The following is a 15,576-nucleotide window of genomic DNA, read 5'->3' as shown; positions in this document are numbered from 1 at the left end:
CAGGGCCACGATGCCGATCAAGCGGAGGGACCGAGCTCCACCGGGAGTGTGGTCAGACCGCGGATGAGTGTGCTGCGCCGGTGGAGCAGCTCCTGCGGATCGATCGCCAGTGCCAGCTCCGGGCGCCGGGCGAGCAGCATCCCGATCGCCTCCTGACCTTCGATGCGCGCGAGCTGCGCGCCGAGGCAGTGGTGAAGGCCGTGTCCGAAGGCGACGTGGCCGGAGACGTCGCGGTCGACGCGCAGTTCCTCGGAGTCGGCGAAGCGCTCCTGGTCGCGGTTGGCCGCTGCCAGCGAGAGCTGGACGATCGAGCCGGCCGGGATCGTGACGCCCGAGTACACGACGTCCTCGGCGGCGAAACGGGCCGGGGTGCTGTGCACCGGCGCGTCCCAGCGGAGGAACTCCTCGATCGCCGACGGCAGCAGCTCCGGGCGCTCGCGCAGCAGCGCGAGCTGCTCAGGGTGGGTGAGCAGCGCGAGCAGGCCGTTGCCGATGAGGTTGACCGTGGTCTCGTGCCCGGCGATGAGCAACATCATCGCCATGCCGACGAGTTCGGGCTGTGAGAGCCGGTCGCCGTCCTCCGCCACCTCGATCAGCCCGCTGATGAGGGCGTCGTCGGGCTGCTGGCGCTTCTGCTCGATCAGCTTGCTCAGGTACTCGAAGAGCTTGGCGGAGGCGGCCATCGACTCGTCGCGCGTCGACTCGTCGACCATCGTGTTGGACCAGGCCGCGAAGTCGTCGCGGTCATCGGCAGGCACACCGAGCAGCTCGCAGATCACGAAGACGGGCAACAGGAACGCGTACTCGGCCATGATGTCGACCCGGCCGGAGGCCGGCAGCGCGTCGAGGAGCTCACCGGCGATCTGCTCGACCCGCGGGCGCAGCTCCTCCATGCGCCGCAGGGTGAACGAGCGCGACACCAGCTTGCGCAGCCGGGTGTGCTCCGGTGGGTCCATCAGCAACATCATGGGGACGTTCGGGGTGGGGGCATCCGCCCGCGCCTCGGGCGGCAGCGTGAAGCGCCAGTCCTTGCTCAGCCGCGGGTCGGCGAGCGCGGCGCGCACGTCGGCGTAGCGGCTGAGCAGCCAGACCGTGCCGTCCTGGCGCTCCAGCTTGCACACCGGCTCGTCGGAGCGCAGGGCTGCGTAGGCCGGGTAGGGATCGCGCCAGAAGGCGCCCTCGAACAGCTCGACGGTGGAGGTCACCGGTCTCCTTCGCGCATTCCGACTGATGTAAGCAGGAGCTTACAGCCGCGTCGGGCTCAATGTGCCGGGAACGACCGCGATGTCGGCAGGCACCGGCTCCCCCGTCACCACCGCCGCGCCCAACGCCGCGAGCGCAGGCGAACTTTCGATGCCCGACCCACCCTGACCTGCGAAGAAGTGGAAGCCCGGATGGTCGGGGCGGGCCCCGACCACCGGTCGGCGATCCGCCACGAACGACCGTAGCCCCGCCCAACTGGTCCGTACCGACCGCAGCCCGAGCCCGGTGACGGCCTCGACGCGCTCCAGCCCCGTCGCCACGTCCAGCTCGTCGGGCCGGGCGTCGTGCGGCTCGACGGGCGTCTCGTCGGCGGGGCTCACCAGCAGCCCGTCGCCCTCCGGTTTGAAGTAGAACCGCTCGTCGGCCTCCCGCACCATCGGCAGCGGGCCGGCGGGCACCCGCGACCGGGCTGCGTCCGGTATCGGGACCAGCGCGATCGTGCGCCGGAACGGGACGAGCCCGATGGGTGGAACGCCGGCGAGCCCGGCCACGACGTCGGCCCACGCGCCCGCCGCGTCCACGACGTCGGCCGTGTCGATCGCGGTTTCTCCTGCGTGCACCCGCCATCCGGCGCCCCGCGGCTCCAGCGCCGTGACCGGCGCACCGGCCCGGACGGTGCCGCCGCGCCTGCGCAGACCGCGGACGTAGGCCTGGTGCAGCGCCTCGGTGTCCACGTCCGCCGCGCCCTCCACCACCGCGGCCGCCCGCACGATGCCTGGCAGGAGGAGCGGACACCGGCGCTCCGCCTCAGAGGGGTCGAGCGCCACCGGGGCCCCCGGCTCCTGCGCCTGCTCGCGGAGCAGCGCGGCGAGCGCCGCCTCGCCCACGTCGTCCACGGCGATGTGCAGCACCACCCGTGGCGTGAGCAACGGCGGCGCATCCAACTCCTCGGCGAGCCGGGCGAAGCGAGGTCCGCTCGCGACGATGAGCGCCCGGACCGCGCGGGTGCCGTGGCCAGGGATGTAGGTGGCCGCCGAGCGGGCGGTCGAGTGCCGGGCCAGTGCTGTCTCGGCCTCGAACAACACCACCGAGCGGGTGGCGGAGAGCTCGTAGGCGATCGACGCGCCGGCGATTCCCCCACCGATCACGACGACGTCCGCGGAGTCGGTCATGGATCTGACGCTAGTGCCGAGGAAGCGAGGTCGTCTTGCGCGCCTCCGGGCAAGGAACCCCGTTTCCGCGGCACCAGCCGGAAAACCGGTAGCGCCCCGCGAACGGGCCTCGTACGGTTCCTCCCATGCGCCTGTAGAGACGACCGCCTCGTGCGGCACCGCGGCCCGGACCCGTCGTCCGCGCCGCTCCGTCCCCGTCATCCGGCCGGCCCCGGGTTCCTCCCGGCTCCGCCGCCGTTGCGGCCGCCGGCCTCGTCATCACCCTGCAGGAGGCACTCATGCGTGATCCATTGCTGTCCACCGCCGCGGGCGACCCCGCCCTCGACGCCACCCTTCCCACCGACACCGTCCTGCGCGACACCGTTCTCGGACGGCCGGTTCCGCCCGCCGATGCGGAGGAACCCGCGCCGTCCAACAGGGCGGCCCGTCGCGGGCGCTCGGGCAAGAAGACCCGCAGCGGCGCCGTGCTACCCGGCGCCCAGAGTCGTGCCCGAGCTGCGCAGGGCCGCCGGATCAACCCTGTACGCCGCACGGGTTGATCCCCCCGGTACCGCCGGCCTCGCGTCCACGGGGCCGGCGGTACACCCGCGACATGGACGCATCTCGCTGATCGCGCGCGCGATCGTCCCTCGTCATGCGTCCATGTCGCGCTCATAACCCTGGGGCTGCCCGGGAAACGTGTGACCATGGCTGCGTGGCCATCGCGCGCAACAACCCCGCCACCACCGTCTGGTGGGCAGCCCCCGTCCCGCCGGAGGCCGCGCCCGGCCTCGTCGCGCTTCTGGACGCGCACGAGCGAGCCCGCCTCGACCGTTTCCGGCTGGCCGCCGACCGCGCCCGCTACGTCGCCGCGCACGCGCTCACGCGGATCGTGCTGGCCGAGGCCGTCGGCAGGCCGGCAGGCGATCTCCGGTTCGACCGCACCTGCCAGTGCGGGCAGCAGCACGGCAAGCCCGTCCTCGTCGACGGGCCGGGATTCTCGATGACCCACGCCGGAGACTTCGTGGGTGTGGCCGTGCATCCGGGCGGCTCGGTCGGTCTCGACGTCGAGCAGGTCCGGGAGCTCACGGACCTCGCCGCGATGGCCGACCACGTCTGCTCACCGGCGGAGTCGGTGGCCGACACGGCGTCCTTCTTCGTCGCGTGGACGCGCAAGGAAGCGTTGCTCAAGGCCACCGGTGCCGGACTGTCCAGCCCGATGAAGGCGATCACGCTCGGGCCGTCCGGCGTGCGGGAGTGGACCGGCGACGGCGCCCCGTCCGGGCCGGTGTGGCTGCGGGACCTGCACCCGGGCGGCGACTACCGGGCGGCTGTGGCCGGGCTCGGCACGGCGCCGCCCCGCGTCGACGAGGTGGACGGCAACGCCCTCCTGCGCGCCGGGGTGAGCTGACCCCGCACTCTCCGAGGGCAGGGACAACCCGAGGCGCCAGGGAACTGTCGGTGGGCTCAGGGAGAATGGCGCCGTGGGCGTGCGCTGGGTGCTGCACCTCGACATGGACGCGTTCTTCGCCTCCGTCGAGCAGCTCACCCGCCCCACCCTCCGCGATCGCCCGGTGCTGGTCGGCGGCCTGGGGCCACGCGCGGTGGTGGCGGGCGCCAGCTACCAGGCTCGCGTCTTCGGAGCTCGCTCCGCCATGCCGATGGGCCAGGCCCGCAGGCTCTGTCCGCACGCCGTGGTGCTCCCGGCGCGGTTCGCGCTCTACCACGCCCTGAGCGAGCGGGTGATGGCCGTGCTCGCCGACGCCGCACCCGTGCTCGAACCGGTCTCGCTCGACGAGGCGTTCCTGGAGCCCCCCACCCTCGCCGGTGCCTCGGCGGCCGACGTCGAACGGTTCGGCGCGGAGTTGCGGGCCTCCGTGCGAGCCGCCACCGGGCTCCCCGCCTCGGTCGGGGCCGGATCGGGCAAGCAGCTCGCCAAGATCGCGTCCGAGCTCGCCAAGCCCGACGGGCTGCGGGTCGTGGCGCCGCACGAGGAGCAGGCGGTGCTCGCGCCGCTCCCGGTGCGCGCGCTGTGGGGCGTCGGGCCGGTGGCCGAGGCGGGGCTGCGCAAGCTCGGCGTGCACACCATCGGCGAACTCGCCGCCATGGACCTGCGCGAGCTCACCGCCCTGCTGGGCACCGCGATCGGCACCGAACTGCACCGCCTCGCCCGTGGTGTGGACGAGCGGCCGGTCGCGCCGCGAGGCGCGGCGAAGCAGGTGAGCGCCGAGACCACCTTCGACAGCGACCTCACCGCCATGACGGCCGTGCACGACGCCGTGGCCAGGATGACCCAGGCCGCCCACCGGCGGCTCCTCGATTCGGGGCGCGCGGCCCGTACCGTCACGGTCAAGGTCCGCAGCGCCGACTTCACCACGTCCAGCCGCTCGGCCACCAGCGGCAGCGGGAGCACCGACCTCCAGACGCTCACCGCTGTCGCCCAGCGGCTGGCACTCACGGCGGTGCCCGAGGGCGGTGTGCGGTTGATCGGGGTGTCGCTGGCGGGTCTCATCGACGACCCCCCGCCTGCACTGTTCGAGCCGGGCCGGTTCGAGGCCGTACCGGCGGATTCCGTCCCCGTCGAGCCCGAACCCGACGAGCCCGGTCCGTCAACCACGGCCGGGCTCGACGACCGTCCCTGGCGCCCCGGCGACGACGTGCGCCACCCCGAGCACGGCCACGGCTGGGTGCAAGGGGCCGGGCACGGCCGCGTCACGATCCGGTTCGAGACCCGCAGCACGGGCCCCGGACGCGCTCACACCTTCGCGGCCGACGACAGCGACCTGGTCCGTGCCGACCCGCTGGAGAGCCTGCAGTGATCGGTCCCGACCCCCGTCGCGGCCGTCGAGCGGCGGTCTAGGCAGGCGGTCGCCACGGGCGCGGCGGCAGCACCGGGAGCCCGCTCGGGGCGCACTGGCCGCCCCGCTCCCCGGCCAGCCGGAAGATCAGCCAGCCGATCACTCCCGCCAGGATCGAGCCGGCGAGGATGCCGATCTTCGCGTCGTTCACCAGCACCGGGTCGGTCAGGGCCAGTTCGGTGATGAACAGGGCCACCGTGAACCCGATGCCCGCGAGCCCGGCGCCACCGATCAGCTGGCCCCACCGCAGTGTGTCGGGCACCCGCCCGATCCCGAGGCGCAGCGCGATCCAGGTGCCGAAGCTGACCCCGACCAGCTTGCCGACCGTCAGGCCCACCACGATGCCCCAGAAGAGCGGCGACGCGACGGCAGCGGCGATCGCGTCGCCCGAGAGCACCACACCGGCGTTGGCCAGCACGAAGATCGGGACGATCACGTAGCTGCTCCACGGCTGGATACGCAGTTGCAGCCGCTCGTTCGGCGACACGGCCTCCAGCGCGGCGGCCTGAGCGGCGAGAGCTCGTTCCGGGCTGGGGTCGACGAGCAGGCTGCCGCCCAGCACCTGCACCCTGGCGATGTCGCGTGGCCGCGGGGCGTAGGCGTTGACGAGCAGGCCGAGTGCGACGCCGACAACGCTCGGGTGCACGCCGGACTCCAGCACCGCGACCCACATCACCACCGCGATCACGACGTAGATCGGCGTACGCCAGAAGTCGACGAATCGGAGCCCCAGGAGCGCCAGGAACAGAACGACGGCGAGGAGCAGCGCCGTGTAATTGACCTCGTGGGTGTAGAAGATGGCGATCGCGAGAACGGCGCCGATATCGTCGACGATCGCGAGCGCGAGCAGGAACACCCGGAGCTGATCCGGGCAGCGCGGCCCGATAAGCGCGAGCATGCCGATGACGATCGCCGTGTCGGTCGAGATCGGGATGCCCCACGCGCCTGCTGCCGGTCCGCTCGCGTTGAACACCAGGAAGATCGCAGCCGGTAGGACCAGGCCGCCGATGGCAGCCACTGCCGGCGTGGCGAGCGCCCGGATGCCCCGCAGCTCGCCCAGCACGGTCTCGCGCGATATCTCCAGCCCGACGCTGAGGAAGAACAGCACCATGAGGCCGTCGTTGACCCAATGGCGCAGGTCGAGGGTCAGGTCGAGGGAACCGACCGAGAACGAGAGCGGCGTATGCCAGAACTCCTCGTAGCCGCCGACGTTGGCCCAGATCAGTGCCAGGACCGCGGCGCTGAGAAGCAGCACGGCCGATCCGGATTCGGTCCGCATGAAGGACCGCGCCGCGCGACTCAGCTCGCCGCGCTCGGTTAAGGTCGTCACTGCCACGGGGGGATCCTGCCATCCGGGTTTCGGGCGCCCGACGCACATCACTGGAGGTCACGATCACTCTCGACCCCCGGATAGGGAATTACGACCATCTACAGGGCGTACTCGGGGCCGAGCTGTCGCTCCTCGAGTACGGCGATTTCGAATGCCCGTACTGCCGTAAGGCGGCCCCGGTGATCGAGGAGGTGCGCGAGCGTCTGGGCAGCCGTCTCGTCTTCGCGTTCCGCCACTTCCCCCTGGCTGAGCTGCATCCCTACGCGCTCTCGGCCGCTGTGGCGTCGGAGGCCGCGGCCCTCAAGGGTCAGTTCTGGCCGATGCACGACAAGCTCTTCTCGGGCGACGAGCCTGCGCTGCGGCAGGAGGACCTGCGCCGCTACGCGGAGGAGCTCGGGATCCCGCCGGAGAAGGTGGTGTGGCCCGCCACACAGTTCGTCGAGGACCGTGTGGAGGCCGACTTCAACTCGGGAGTCCGCAGCGGGGTACGAGGCACCCCCACGCTCTTCGTCAACGGGCGGCAGTACCACGGTGCCGTCTCCGTCGGAGACCTGATCGCGGCGCTGCTGGAGTAGGGCGAACGGACGGGTCAGGTCGTCTCGTCCTTGTCCGCCACGCCTGCCGCGTCGAACGTGGCGACGTCCAGCAGGGCCTGCACGGCCGCCTGCAGAACGGGCAGGGCCAGCAGGGCACCGGTGCCCTCGCCCAGCCGCATCCCGAGGTCGAGCAACGGCTCCAGACCCAGGTGCGCGAGGGCGAGGGCGTGCCCGGGCTCGGCCGAACGGTGCCCGGCCACGCAGTAACCCACCGCGGTCGGCGCGAAGGCACCGGCCACGAGTGCGGCCGCCCCGGCGTTCACCCCGTCCAGGAGCACCGGCACCCGCAGCGCTGCGCCACCGAGCACGAACCCTGCCAATGCCGCGTGCTCGAGCCCGCCGAACGCGGCGAGTACGCCGATCGGGTCACGTGGGTCGGGCTCGTGCCGCTCCAGGGCCGCGGCCACCACGGCGGTCTTGTGGGCGAGCATCGCGTCGTCGATGCCGGTGCCGCGCCCCGTCGCCGCAGCCGGGGTGGTGCCGGTGAAAGCGCAGATCAGGGCCGCGGCCGCGGTGGTGTTGGCGATGCCCATGTCGCCCGTGACGAGACACCGGTTGCCTGCCGCGACGAGGTCACGGGCGGTCTCGATGCCCACCTCCACCGCCGCCTGGGCCTGCGCGCGGGTGAGGGCCGGTCCGGCGGTCATGTCGGCCGTGCCGGGCGCGATGCGGCGCGGCAGGAGGCCCGTAGCGGCGCCGGGGCCCTCGATCGACCCGGCCACCCCCACGTCGACGATGCACACCTCCGCCCCCAGCCGCCGCGCGAAGGCGTTGACCACGGCCCCACCGGCCAGGAAGTTCCCCACCATCTGTGCCGTGACCTCCTGCGGCCACGGCGACACGCCCTGGGCGTGCACGCCGTGGTCGGCGGCGAACACGGCCACCGCAGCGGGCTCGGGTATCGGCGGCGGCCAGGTCCCGGCGATGCCGGAGAGGGTCACGGCCACGTCCTCGACCTGCCCCAGCGAGCCGCGGGGCTTCGTCATGCGGTCGAGGCGCTCGGCCGCGGCGGTGCGCGCCTGCGCGTCCGGCGCGGCGATCGCGGCGACGGTCTCGGCGAACAGGTCCATCGGTTCCTCCCCGGGCATTCCCCGTTGTCCGTACCGGTCGTGATGCACGGCCCAGCCCAGCGGCCTGCGATGCGCCCAGCCCGCCGTGGCGAGCTCCGGCTCGGCCGCGAAGGCGGCAACGGGGCCGACGCACAGGTACGCCACGAGCTCCAGCCGCGGTGGCAGGCCGAGCAACGCCGCCACCTCGCGCTCGTCACCGAAACTGACCCAGCCGACCCCGAGGCCCTCGGCCCGCGCGGCGAGCCACAGGTTCTGGACGGCGAGGACCGTCGAGTACGGAGCCATCCGCGGCTGGGTCTGGCGGCCCAGCGTGTGGCGGCCACCGCGAGCGGGGTCGCAGGTCACGGCGATGTTGAGCGAGGCGTCCAGGATCGCCTCGATCTTCAGGTCCCGGAACGCGACGGCTCGCGCGCCCGGGAGAGAGCCTGCGTAGGCGGCGCGCGCGGCGGTGACGTGGGCGTGCACCCGCTCCCGCACACCCCGGTCCCGGATGACGAGGAAGTCCCACGGCTGGGAGAACCCCACGCTCGGGGCGGCGTGGGCTGCGGCGAGCACGCGGCGCAGCACGGCGTCGTCGACGGGCGCGTCGGGCAGGAAGCCGGAGCGAACGTCCCGCCGGGAGTGCACGACCTCGTAGAACGCATCGGGGTCCACGGGTGCGTCAGCGCAGACCGTGGCCGCGCCCGGAGCGTTTCGGCGGGACGACCAGCGTGGACAGGTAGGGACCGTGTTCGTCCGGGTCGAGCTCGCGGGCCGGGCGGATGTCCTCCCCCGCAAGGCCCAACCCGGCGCCGTACACCGCGTCGTCGAGCCGGCCCGTCTCACGCAGGACGGCGAGGGTTGCAGGCAGCATCCGGCCGAACTTGTAGGCCGCCACGGCGTCCCCGCGCTCCAGCGCCTCCCGGAACCGCTCAGGGCCCGCGGTCATGGGGAACAGGGCGAGCGACTCGCGCCCCTCCACCAGCGACGTCCCGCTGCGCGCGGCCAGGTCCTGCATCGCGGTGATGCCGGGTACCAGCTCGACCGACAGCTCCCCCACCACCGCACGCACGGATGCGGCGAGGTAGGTGAACGTCGAGTACACGCACGGATCGCCGATCGTCGCGAACACCGCCGTGCCGCCCGGATGCCGGTCGAACCAGCGCGCCACCTGCGCGGCAGCCGCGTCCCAGGCCTCTTCCCGGCGCTGCGTGTGCTCCCGGTCGTGCAGCGCGAACACCACGCGCTCGATCCGCCACGCCTCGGCGTAGAAGAGCGCGGTCTGCTCGGCGCGTCCGGTCTCGCCGGAGTCGGCGACGGGCACGAACACGATGTCGGCCGAACCCAGCAGGTTGGCCGCCTTGACCGTGACGAGCTCCGGGTCGCCAGGACCGACCCCCACCCCCACCAGCGTGCCTGCCATCACGCGCCCTCCCCTTCGAGGTCGCCTTCGAGGTCGAGGTAGGTCTGACGCAGCCGGTCGAGCACGGTGTCGTCCGGCTTGGCCCACAGCCCGCGGTCGGCGGCCTCCAGCAGCCGCTCGGTGATCCCGCGCAGCGCCCACGGGTTCGACCGCTGCATGAACTCCCGGTTGGTGGCGTCGAAGACGTAGCTCTCGGCGAGCTGGGCGTACATCCAGTCGTCCACCACGCCCGCCGTGGCGTCGTACCCGAAGAGGTAGTCGACGGTGGCGGCGAGCTCGAACGCGCCCTTGTACCCGTGGCGCTGCATCGCCGCGATCCACTTGGGGTTCACCACGCGCGCCCGGAAGACCCGCTTGGTCTCCTCGGCGAGCGTCCGCGTCCGCACGGCGTCGGTCACGGCGGAGTCGCCGACGTACGCGGCGGGCGAGCGCCCGGTCAGCGCACGCACCATCGCGACCATCCCGCCGTGATACTGGAAGTAGTCGTCGGAGTCGACGATGTCGTGCTCGCGGGTGTCCTGGTTCTTCGCCGCCACCGCGATCCGGCGGAACGACTGCTCCATGTCCGCCCGCGCCTCGCGCCCGTCCAGTCCGCGGCCGTAGGCGTACCCGCCCCAGACGGCGTAGACCTCGGCGAGGTCGGCGTCGCTGCGCCAGTTGCGGGCGTCGATCAGCGGAAGCAACCCCGCCCCGTAGGCGCCGGGCTTCGAGCCGAAGATCCGGGACGTGGCGCGGCGGCGGTCGCCGTGCAGTGCCACGTCCTCCTCGACGTGGGCCCGCAGGTGGTTCTGCTCGGCGGGCTCGTCCAGCTCGGCGACCATCCGGATGGCGTCGTCGAGCAGCGCGATGACGTGCGGGAACGCGTCGCGGAAGAACCCGGAGATGCGCACGGTGACGTCGATGCGCGGGCGGCCCAGCTCCTGCGCCATCACGACCTCGACGCCGGTGACACGCCGCGAGGCGTCGTCCCAGACGGGGCGGCAGCCGATCAGCGCGAGGATCTCCGCGATGTCGTCGCCCTGGGTACGCATCGCCGACGTGCCCCAGACCGTCAGGCCGACGCTGCGGGGGTACGTGCCGGTGTCGGCGAGGTGGCGGGCGACCAGCGAGTCGGCCAGCGCGCTCCCGATCTCCCACGCCGAGCGTGACGGGATCGCCTTGGGGTCCACCGAGTAGAAGTTGCGCCCGGTCGGGAGCACGTTCACCAGGCCGCGCGTCGGCGAGCCGGACGGCCCCGCCGGGACGTAGCCACCGTCGAGGGCGTGCAGCACGCCGGTGACCTCGTCGGTGGTGCGCTCCAGCCGTGGCACGACCTCCGCGCACCCGAACTCCAGCACGGCCACGACGTCGGGGATCTCCTCGCCGAGCAGCTCCGCGCAGACCGCAGCGGGTCCGCTCCACCCACGGGCCTGCACCCCGGTGACGAGCGCGCGAGCGACCCCCTCCAGCACATCGACGAGATCGGCCCCGGTGACAGCGGGCCCCCCGGCGAGCGCGACGAGCCGCGCCAACGGAGTCCCCACCGAACCAGCGGCACTCTCGTCCGTCAGGTCGACACCGATGACCCGCTCGTCCGGCCCAGGTGCGAGCACGGGCGGCAGCACCACCCCGACCGAACCAACGGCACTCTCGCCCGCTGGATCCGCGAGAACGGCCCGCTCGTCCGGCTTCGCGATCGGTTCGCCGGGTGCGGCGAGGAGGGTCTGCTCGTCCAGGCCCGCCCATGCCGCCAGCGCCGCTCGGAGACCGGGGAGTGCGCGCTTCCCGCCCCAGACCTGCGTCGCGCGCAGGATCGAGAGCACGAGGTTGATCTGTGCCTCGTCGCGCGGTGCCGCACCGAGGATGTGCAACCCGTCGCGGATCTGGACGTCCTTGACCTCGCACAGGTAGCCGTCGATGTGCAGGACGAAGTCGTCGAACTCCTGCTCCCCCGGCGCCGTGTCGACGTGCAGGTCGTGGTGCAGCTGCGCGGTGGTGACGACCTCCCAGATGCGGGCGCGCAGAGCCGGGAGCTTCGCCGGGTCCATCGCCGCGACGGTGGCGTACTCGTCGAGGAGCTGCTCGAGCTTGGCCATCTCGCCGTAGGTGTCGGCGCGCGCCATCGGCGGCACGAGATGGTCGACGACCACGGCGTGCCCGCGGCGCTTGGCCTGCGTGCCCTCGCCGGGGTCGTTGACGATGAACGGGTAGATCAGCGGCAGCTCGCCGAGCACGGCGTCGGGGGCGCACTCCGCCGACAGCCCCAGCCCCTTGCCGGGCAGCCATTCGAGCGTGCCGTGCTTGCCGAGGTGGATCACGGCGTCGGCGCCGAACTCGTGGTCGAGCCACCGGTACGCGGCCAGGTAGTGGTGCGAGGGCGGCAGGTCCGGGTCGTGGTAGATCGCCACCGGATTCTCGCCGAACCCGCGCGGCGGCTGGATCATCAGCACCACGTTCCCGAACTGCAGAGATGCCAGCACGACGGCCGCGTCGTCTCCGCTTCCGTCGACGTAGAGCGAGCCCGGCGGCTCGCCCCAGTGCTCGCGGATCCCGTCGGTGAGCTCGTCGGGCAGCGCGTCGAACCAGCGGCGGTAGTCGGCGAGGCGCACCCGCGACGGAGCGGCGGCCAGCTGCTCCTCCGTGAGCCACTCGACGTCGTGCCCGCCGGCGGCGATCAACGTGTGGATGAGCGCGTCGGAGTCCTCGGGGAAGTCGCCGACGGTGTACCCGGCGTCGCGCAGGGCGCGCAGCAGCAAGACGGCGGACGCCGGCGTGTCCAGCCCGACCGCGTTGCCGACCCGGGCGTGCTTCGTCGGGTAGCTGGACAGCACCACGGCGAGCTTCCGGTCGGCCACGGGTGTGGCCCGCAGCCGGGCGTGCCGCACCGCGATCCCGGCGAGCCGGGCAGCGCGCTCCGGGTCGGCGACGTACACCGGCACGTCATCACCGGGGGCCGTCTCCTTGAACGAGAACGGCACCGTGATCAACCGGCCGTCGAACTCCGGGATCGCCACCTGCATCGCGGCGTCCATCGGCGACAGCGCCGCGTCGGACTCCGCCCAGGTCGCCCGGGACGTGGTCAGGCAGAGCCCTTGCAGCACCGGCACGTCGAGCGTCGCGAGCGCACCGGCGTCCCACGAGTCCTCCTCGCCGCCCGCCACGGCGTCGCTCGCCCGGGTGCCGCCCGCCGCGAGCACCGTGGCGACCAGGGCGTCGGCGTGGCCGAGCAGCTCCATCAGCGCCGGGTCGGCGCCGCGCAGCGATCCACAGAACACCGGCAGCGCGTTGGCTCCGCGGGCCTCGATCGCGTCGCAGAGCGTGTCGACGAACGCGGTGTTCCCCGACAGCTCGTGGGCGCGGTAGAACACCACACCGACGGTCGGACGGCCGGGGCGCTGCTCACGCTCGCCGCGCACCCCGAACTCGGGAGCCGGTGCGGGCGCGGCGAACCCCTCGCCGGTCAGGAGCACCGTGTCGGACAGGAACCGGTGCAGCTCACGGAGGTTGTCCAGGCCGCCGGCGGCGAGGTAGGCGAGCGCCTCGGACGCCACGCCCGCAGGCACCGTCGATGCCGCCATGAGCTCGGCGTCCGGTGCGGCCTCGCCGCCGAGCAGCACCACCGGCCGCCCCGACGCCACCAGCGCATCCACGCCTTCGGGCCAGGCCCGCCGTCCGCCGAGCAATCGCAGCACCACCACCGACACCCCGTCGAGCAGCGCGGGCAGCCCCGCGGGCTCGACGCGTGCCGGGTTGGCCGTGCGGTAGAGCGCTCCGGAGCTGCGGGCGGCCAGCAGTTCCGTGTCGGCGGTGGACAACAGCAGGACGGGGCCGGCGTCTCCACCAGCGCTGCGCAGTGACGGCCCTGTCTGGGCGCCCATCGCTCCTCCTCGAGGGTCCGCGCCCTCTGCTCGGGGACGTACGACGGCGGCGAGTGTCCTGGCTCCCGGATCAGCGCGAACCGTCCGACCTTCCCGCCTCTCGGCAGTGGTCATTCGGCTGGACGTCCGCTCCCCGGTGACAGTGGCGGGACCGCGCCGGATTCACACCGGCTTCCTCCACTGCCGTCCGTCACACCAGATCACAGCGCCGTACCCGCGGTCAACGAGAGGTCAAGCACCAGCCGGTGCGCCCGACGGCCCGTCAGTCGGAATCGAGCTCGGTCACGTGGTCGCCTGCCGCGGTGGCGAGCAGGCGGACGCGTTCCAGGTCGGCCACGCCCTCCTCGCCGTGGACGTTGGCCGCTACCAGGTCGGCGGCTGTGCGTGCGGCCGCCGCGGCGATCCGGACCGCGGCCACGGCGTCCCCGCGAAGCTGCTGGTTGCCGTGCCGGGCGAGGCCCGCGGCCAGCTCGGCGACCTCCGCGGCGAGCTCTCCGACCTCCGCGGGCACCCCGATCGCGCCCCGCCGGGCCTCGGCGACGGCAACGGGCCGTCCGGGATCGTCGTGCGGGAGCCGGACGGCCGCGAGGAACGTCCCATACGCGATGGCGTCGGCATCCGCGAGCGCCGCCGCGCGGTGGCGCAGATCGTCGCTCCTGGTGGCCGCGGCCCCGTCGCCGAACCTCGACGCCATCCCGGTGAGTGCCGCCGCCATCGCCGTGGCCAGGGCCGCAGCACCGCCACCGCCCGGCGCGGGCGTGCGCGCGGCCATCACGTCGAGCAGGTCGCGGACGGTCAGGTCGAGCAGTGAACCCCTGGCTTCCGCCACGTTCGGCTCCTCCGATCGAGACGTAGGTCAGTCAGTGACGGAGTCGGAGACCAGGCCGGCGACCGGGCCGATCACGACCACCGCCGGCGGCCGGATCCCCTGCTCCTGCACGGCATCAGCCACCGTAGCCAGCGTGGCGCGGACCGCGCGTTGAACCCGCATCGTGCCGTCCTGCACCACCGCGACGGGAGTGTCGGCCGGGCGGCCGCCCTCGATCAGCGTCTCCGCGAACAGACCGATCCGCTCCACCGCCATCAGCAGCACGAGCGTGCCGCGCAACCGCGCCAGCGCCTCCCAGTCGACGAGGCTGCGTGGGTCGCCGGGCCGCACGTGCCCGGAGACCACCACGATCTCGTGGGCCACGCCGCGGTGGCTCACCGGCACATCGGCGACAGCCGGTGCGGCGAACGCGCTGGTCACGCCCGGGACGACGGTGACCGGCACACCCGCCTCGGCGCACGCGAGCACCTCCTCGAACCCCCGGCCGAAGACGTACGGGTCGCCGCCCTTGAGCCGCACCACGAACTTCCCGGCCCGCACGTGCTCCACCAGCAACTCGTTGATCCGGGCCTGGTTCATCGCACGCCCGTAGGGGATCTTCGCCGCGTCGATCACCTCGACGTGCGGGGCGAGCGAGTCGAGCAGCTCGCGGGGGCCGAGCCGGTCGGTGATCACGACGTCGGCCCGCGCGAGCAACCGCCTGCCGCGCACGGTGATCAGCTCGGGGTCGCCGGGACCACCGCCCACGAGCGCCACGCCGGGCCGGACCGGCTCCACGGAGTCGTCCACGAGTCCGGTCTGCAGCGCCTCCACCAGCGCGGTGCGGACCGCGGCCGAGCGGCGCGGGCGTCGCCCGGCCAGCACTCCGACAGAGAGCCCGTCGTGGCGGCCGACGGCCGGGGTGACGGCGCTGCCCGACGGGGCGTCGTCGGCACGCACGCAGAAGATCCGCCGCCGCTGCGCCTCGTCGGCGACCGCCGCGTTCACGGCAGGATCATCGGCGCAGGCCACCGCGTACCAGGCCTCGTCGAGATCGCCGTCGCGGTACCGGCGGGCGGTCCAGCGCAGCTCCTGCGCCGTGGCCATCCCCTCGACGGCCGGCGTGACCTCGGGCGCCACGACCTCCACGTCGGCACCGGCCGCCAGGAGCCCGACGACCCGCCGCTGCGCCACCGTGCCGCCACCGATCACGACGACCCGGCGCCCGGCCAGGTCGAGACCGACGAGGTAGTGCTCGCTCATCGCAATCCCTCGCTGCGCTCGGTCAGCGCTGCGCGAAA

12 protein-coding genes and 1 riboswitch are annotated in these 15,576 nt (G+C 73.3%); of the genes, 4 read left to right on the top strand and 8 right to left on the bottom strand.

Going from position 1 to position 15,576, the window contains the following annotated elements:
- Positions 1 to 17: 17 nt before the first annotated feature.
- Together ACQPZQ_RS11485 and ACQPZQ_RS11480 are read right to left on the bottom strand one after the other, a co-directional pair.
- Entirely contained in the window at positions 18 to 1,205 is a 1,188-nt protein-coding gene (locus ACQPZQ_RS11485) for a cytochrome P450 family protein (protein WP_433294866.1), read from the bottom strand.
- 39 nt (positions 1,206 to 1,244) lie between these two features.
- Positions 1,245 to 2,375, bottom strand: coding sequence for an NAD(P)/FAD-dependent oxidoreductase (locus ACQPZQ_RS11480; RefSeq protein ID WP_433294864.1), 1,131 nt, complete (start codon positions 2,373 to 2,375; stop codon positions 1,245 to 1,247).
- 278 nt (positions 2,376 to 2,653) lie between these two features.
- On the opposite strand from ACQPZQ_RS11480, the gene ACQPZQ_RS11475 reads away from it, so the two are divergent.
- The 3 genes from ACQPZQ_RS11475 (at position 2,654) to ACQPZQ_RS11465 (ending at position 5,173) form a co-directional block, all read left to right on the top strand.
- Complete coding sequence (locus ACQPZQ_RS11475; RefSeq protein WP_433294862.1) at positions 2,654 to 2,914, top strand: hypothetical protein; 261 nt, start codon at positions 2,654 to 2,656, stop codon at positions 2,912 to 2,914.
- Positions 2,915 to 3,069: 155 nt separating this feature from the next.
- Complete coding sequence (locus tag ACQPZQ_RS11470) at positions 3,070 to 3,765, top strand: 4'-phosphopantetheinyl transferase family protein (protein WP_433294860.1); 696 nt, start codon at positions 3,070 to 3,072, stop codon at positions 3,763 to 3,765.
- 73 nt (positions 3,766 to 3,838) lie between these two features.
- Entirely contained in the window at positions 3,839 to 5,173 is a 1,335-nt protein-coding gene (locus ACQPZQ_RS11465) for a DNA polymerase IV (protein WP_433294858.1), read from the top strand.
- A gap of 37 nt (positions 5,174 to 5,210) precedes the next feature.
- Here the strand turns inward: ACQPZQ_RS11465 and nhaA are convergent, their stop codons facing one another.
- Positions 5,211 to 6,548 (bottom strand): Na+/H+ antiporter NhaA, encoded by a 1,338-nt coding sequence (gene nhaA / locus ACQPZQ_RS11460; protein ID WP_433294856.1) that lies wholly within the window; start codon positions 6,546 to 6,548, stop codon positions 5,211 to 5,213.
- Here nhaA and ACQPZQ_RS11455 point away from each other — a divergent pair.
- A complete protein-coding gene (locus tag ACQPZQ_RS11455) occupies positions 6,542 to 7,117 on the top strand; it encodes a DsbA family protein (protein WP_433299128.1) in 576 nt (191 codons plus the stop codon). The genes nhaA and ACQPZQ_RS11455 overlap by 7 nt on opposite strands.
- A gap of 14 nt (positions 7,118 to 7,131) precedes the next feature.
- On the opposite strand, the gene cobT is transcribed toward ACQPZQ_RS11455, so the two are convergent.
- The 5 genes from cobT to cobA all read right to left on the bottom strand — a co-directional run bounded on the left by cobT (position 7,132) and on the right by cobA (position 15,538).
- Entirely contained in the window at positions 7,132 to 8,862 is a 1,731-nt protein-coding gene (gene cobT, locus ACQPZQ_RS11450) for a nicotinate-nucleotide--dimethylbenzimidazole phosphoribosyltransferase (RefSeq protein WP_433294854.1), read from the bottom strand.
- A 7-nt stretch (positions 8,863 to 8,869) separates the two neighbouring features.
- Positions 8,870 to 9,610: a precorrin-2 C(20)-methyltransferase gene (gene cobI / locus ACQPZQ_RS11445; protein ID WP_433294852.1), complete on the bottom strand. Its 741-nt coding sequence runs from the start codon at positions 9,608 to 9,610 to the stop codon at positions 8,870 to 8,872.
- Positions 9,610 to 13,467 (bottom strand): cobaltochelatase subunit CobN, encoded by a 3,858-nt coding sequence (gene cobN, locus ACQPZQ_RS11440; protein ID WP_433294850.1) that lies wholly within the window; start codon positions 13,465 to 13,467, stop codon positions 9,610 to 9,612. The genes cobI and cobN overlap by 1 nt, the downstream gene beginning before the upstream one ends.
- A gap of 31 nt (positions 13,468 to 13,498) precedes the next feature.
- A riboswitch (cobalamin riboswitch) is annotated at positions 13,499 to 13,671 on the bottom strand.
- A 58-nt stretch (positions 13,672 to 13,729) separates the two neighbouring features.
- Entirely contained in the window at positions 13,730 to 14,296 is a 567-nt protein-coding gene (locus tag ACQPZQ_RS11435) for a cyclodeaminase/cyclohydrolase family protein (RefSeq protein WP_433294848.1), read from the bottom strand.
- Positions 14,297 to 14,323: 27 nt separating this feature from the next.
- Complete coding sequence (gene cobA, locus ACQPZQ_RS11430) at positions 14,324 to 15,538, bottom strand: uroporphyrinogen-III C-methyltransferase (protein WP_433294846.1); 1,215 nt, start codon at positions 15,536 to 15,538, stop codon at positions 14,324 to 14,326.
- Positions 15,539 to 15,576 lie beyond the last annotated feature (38 nt).

The sequence above is a fragment of the Pseudonocardia sp. CA-142604 genome, from assembly GCF_050948475.1.
Taxonomy (GTDB): domain Bacteria; phylum Actinomycetota; class Actinomycetes; order Mycobacteriales; family Pseudonocardiaceae; genus Pseudonocardia; species Pseudonocardia alaniniphila.
Note: the sequence above shows the minus strand (reverse complement) of the source record. Positions and strands in the feature narration are given on the sequence as shown.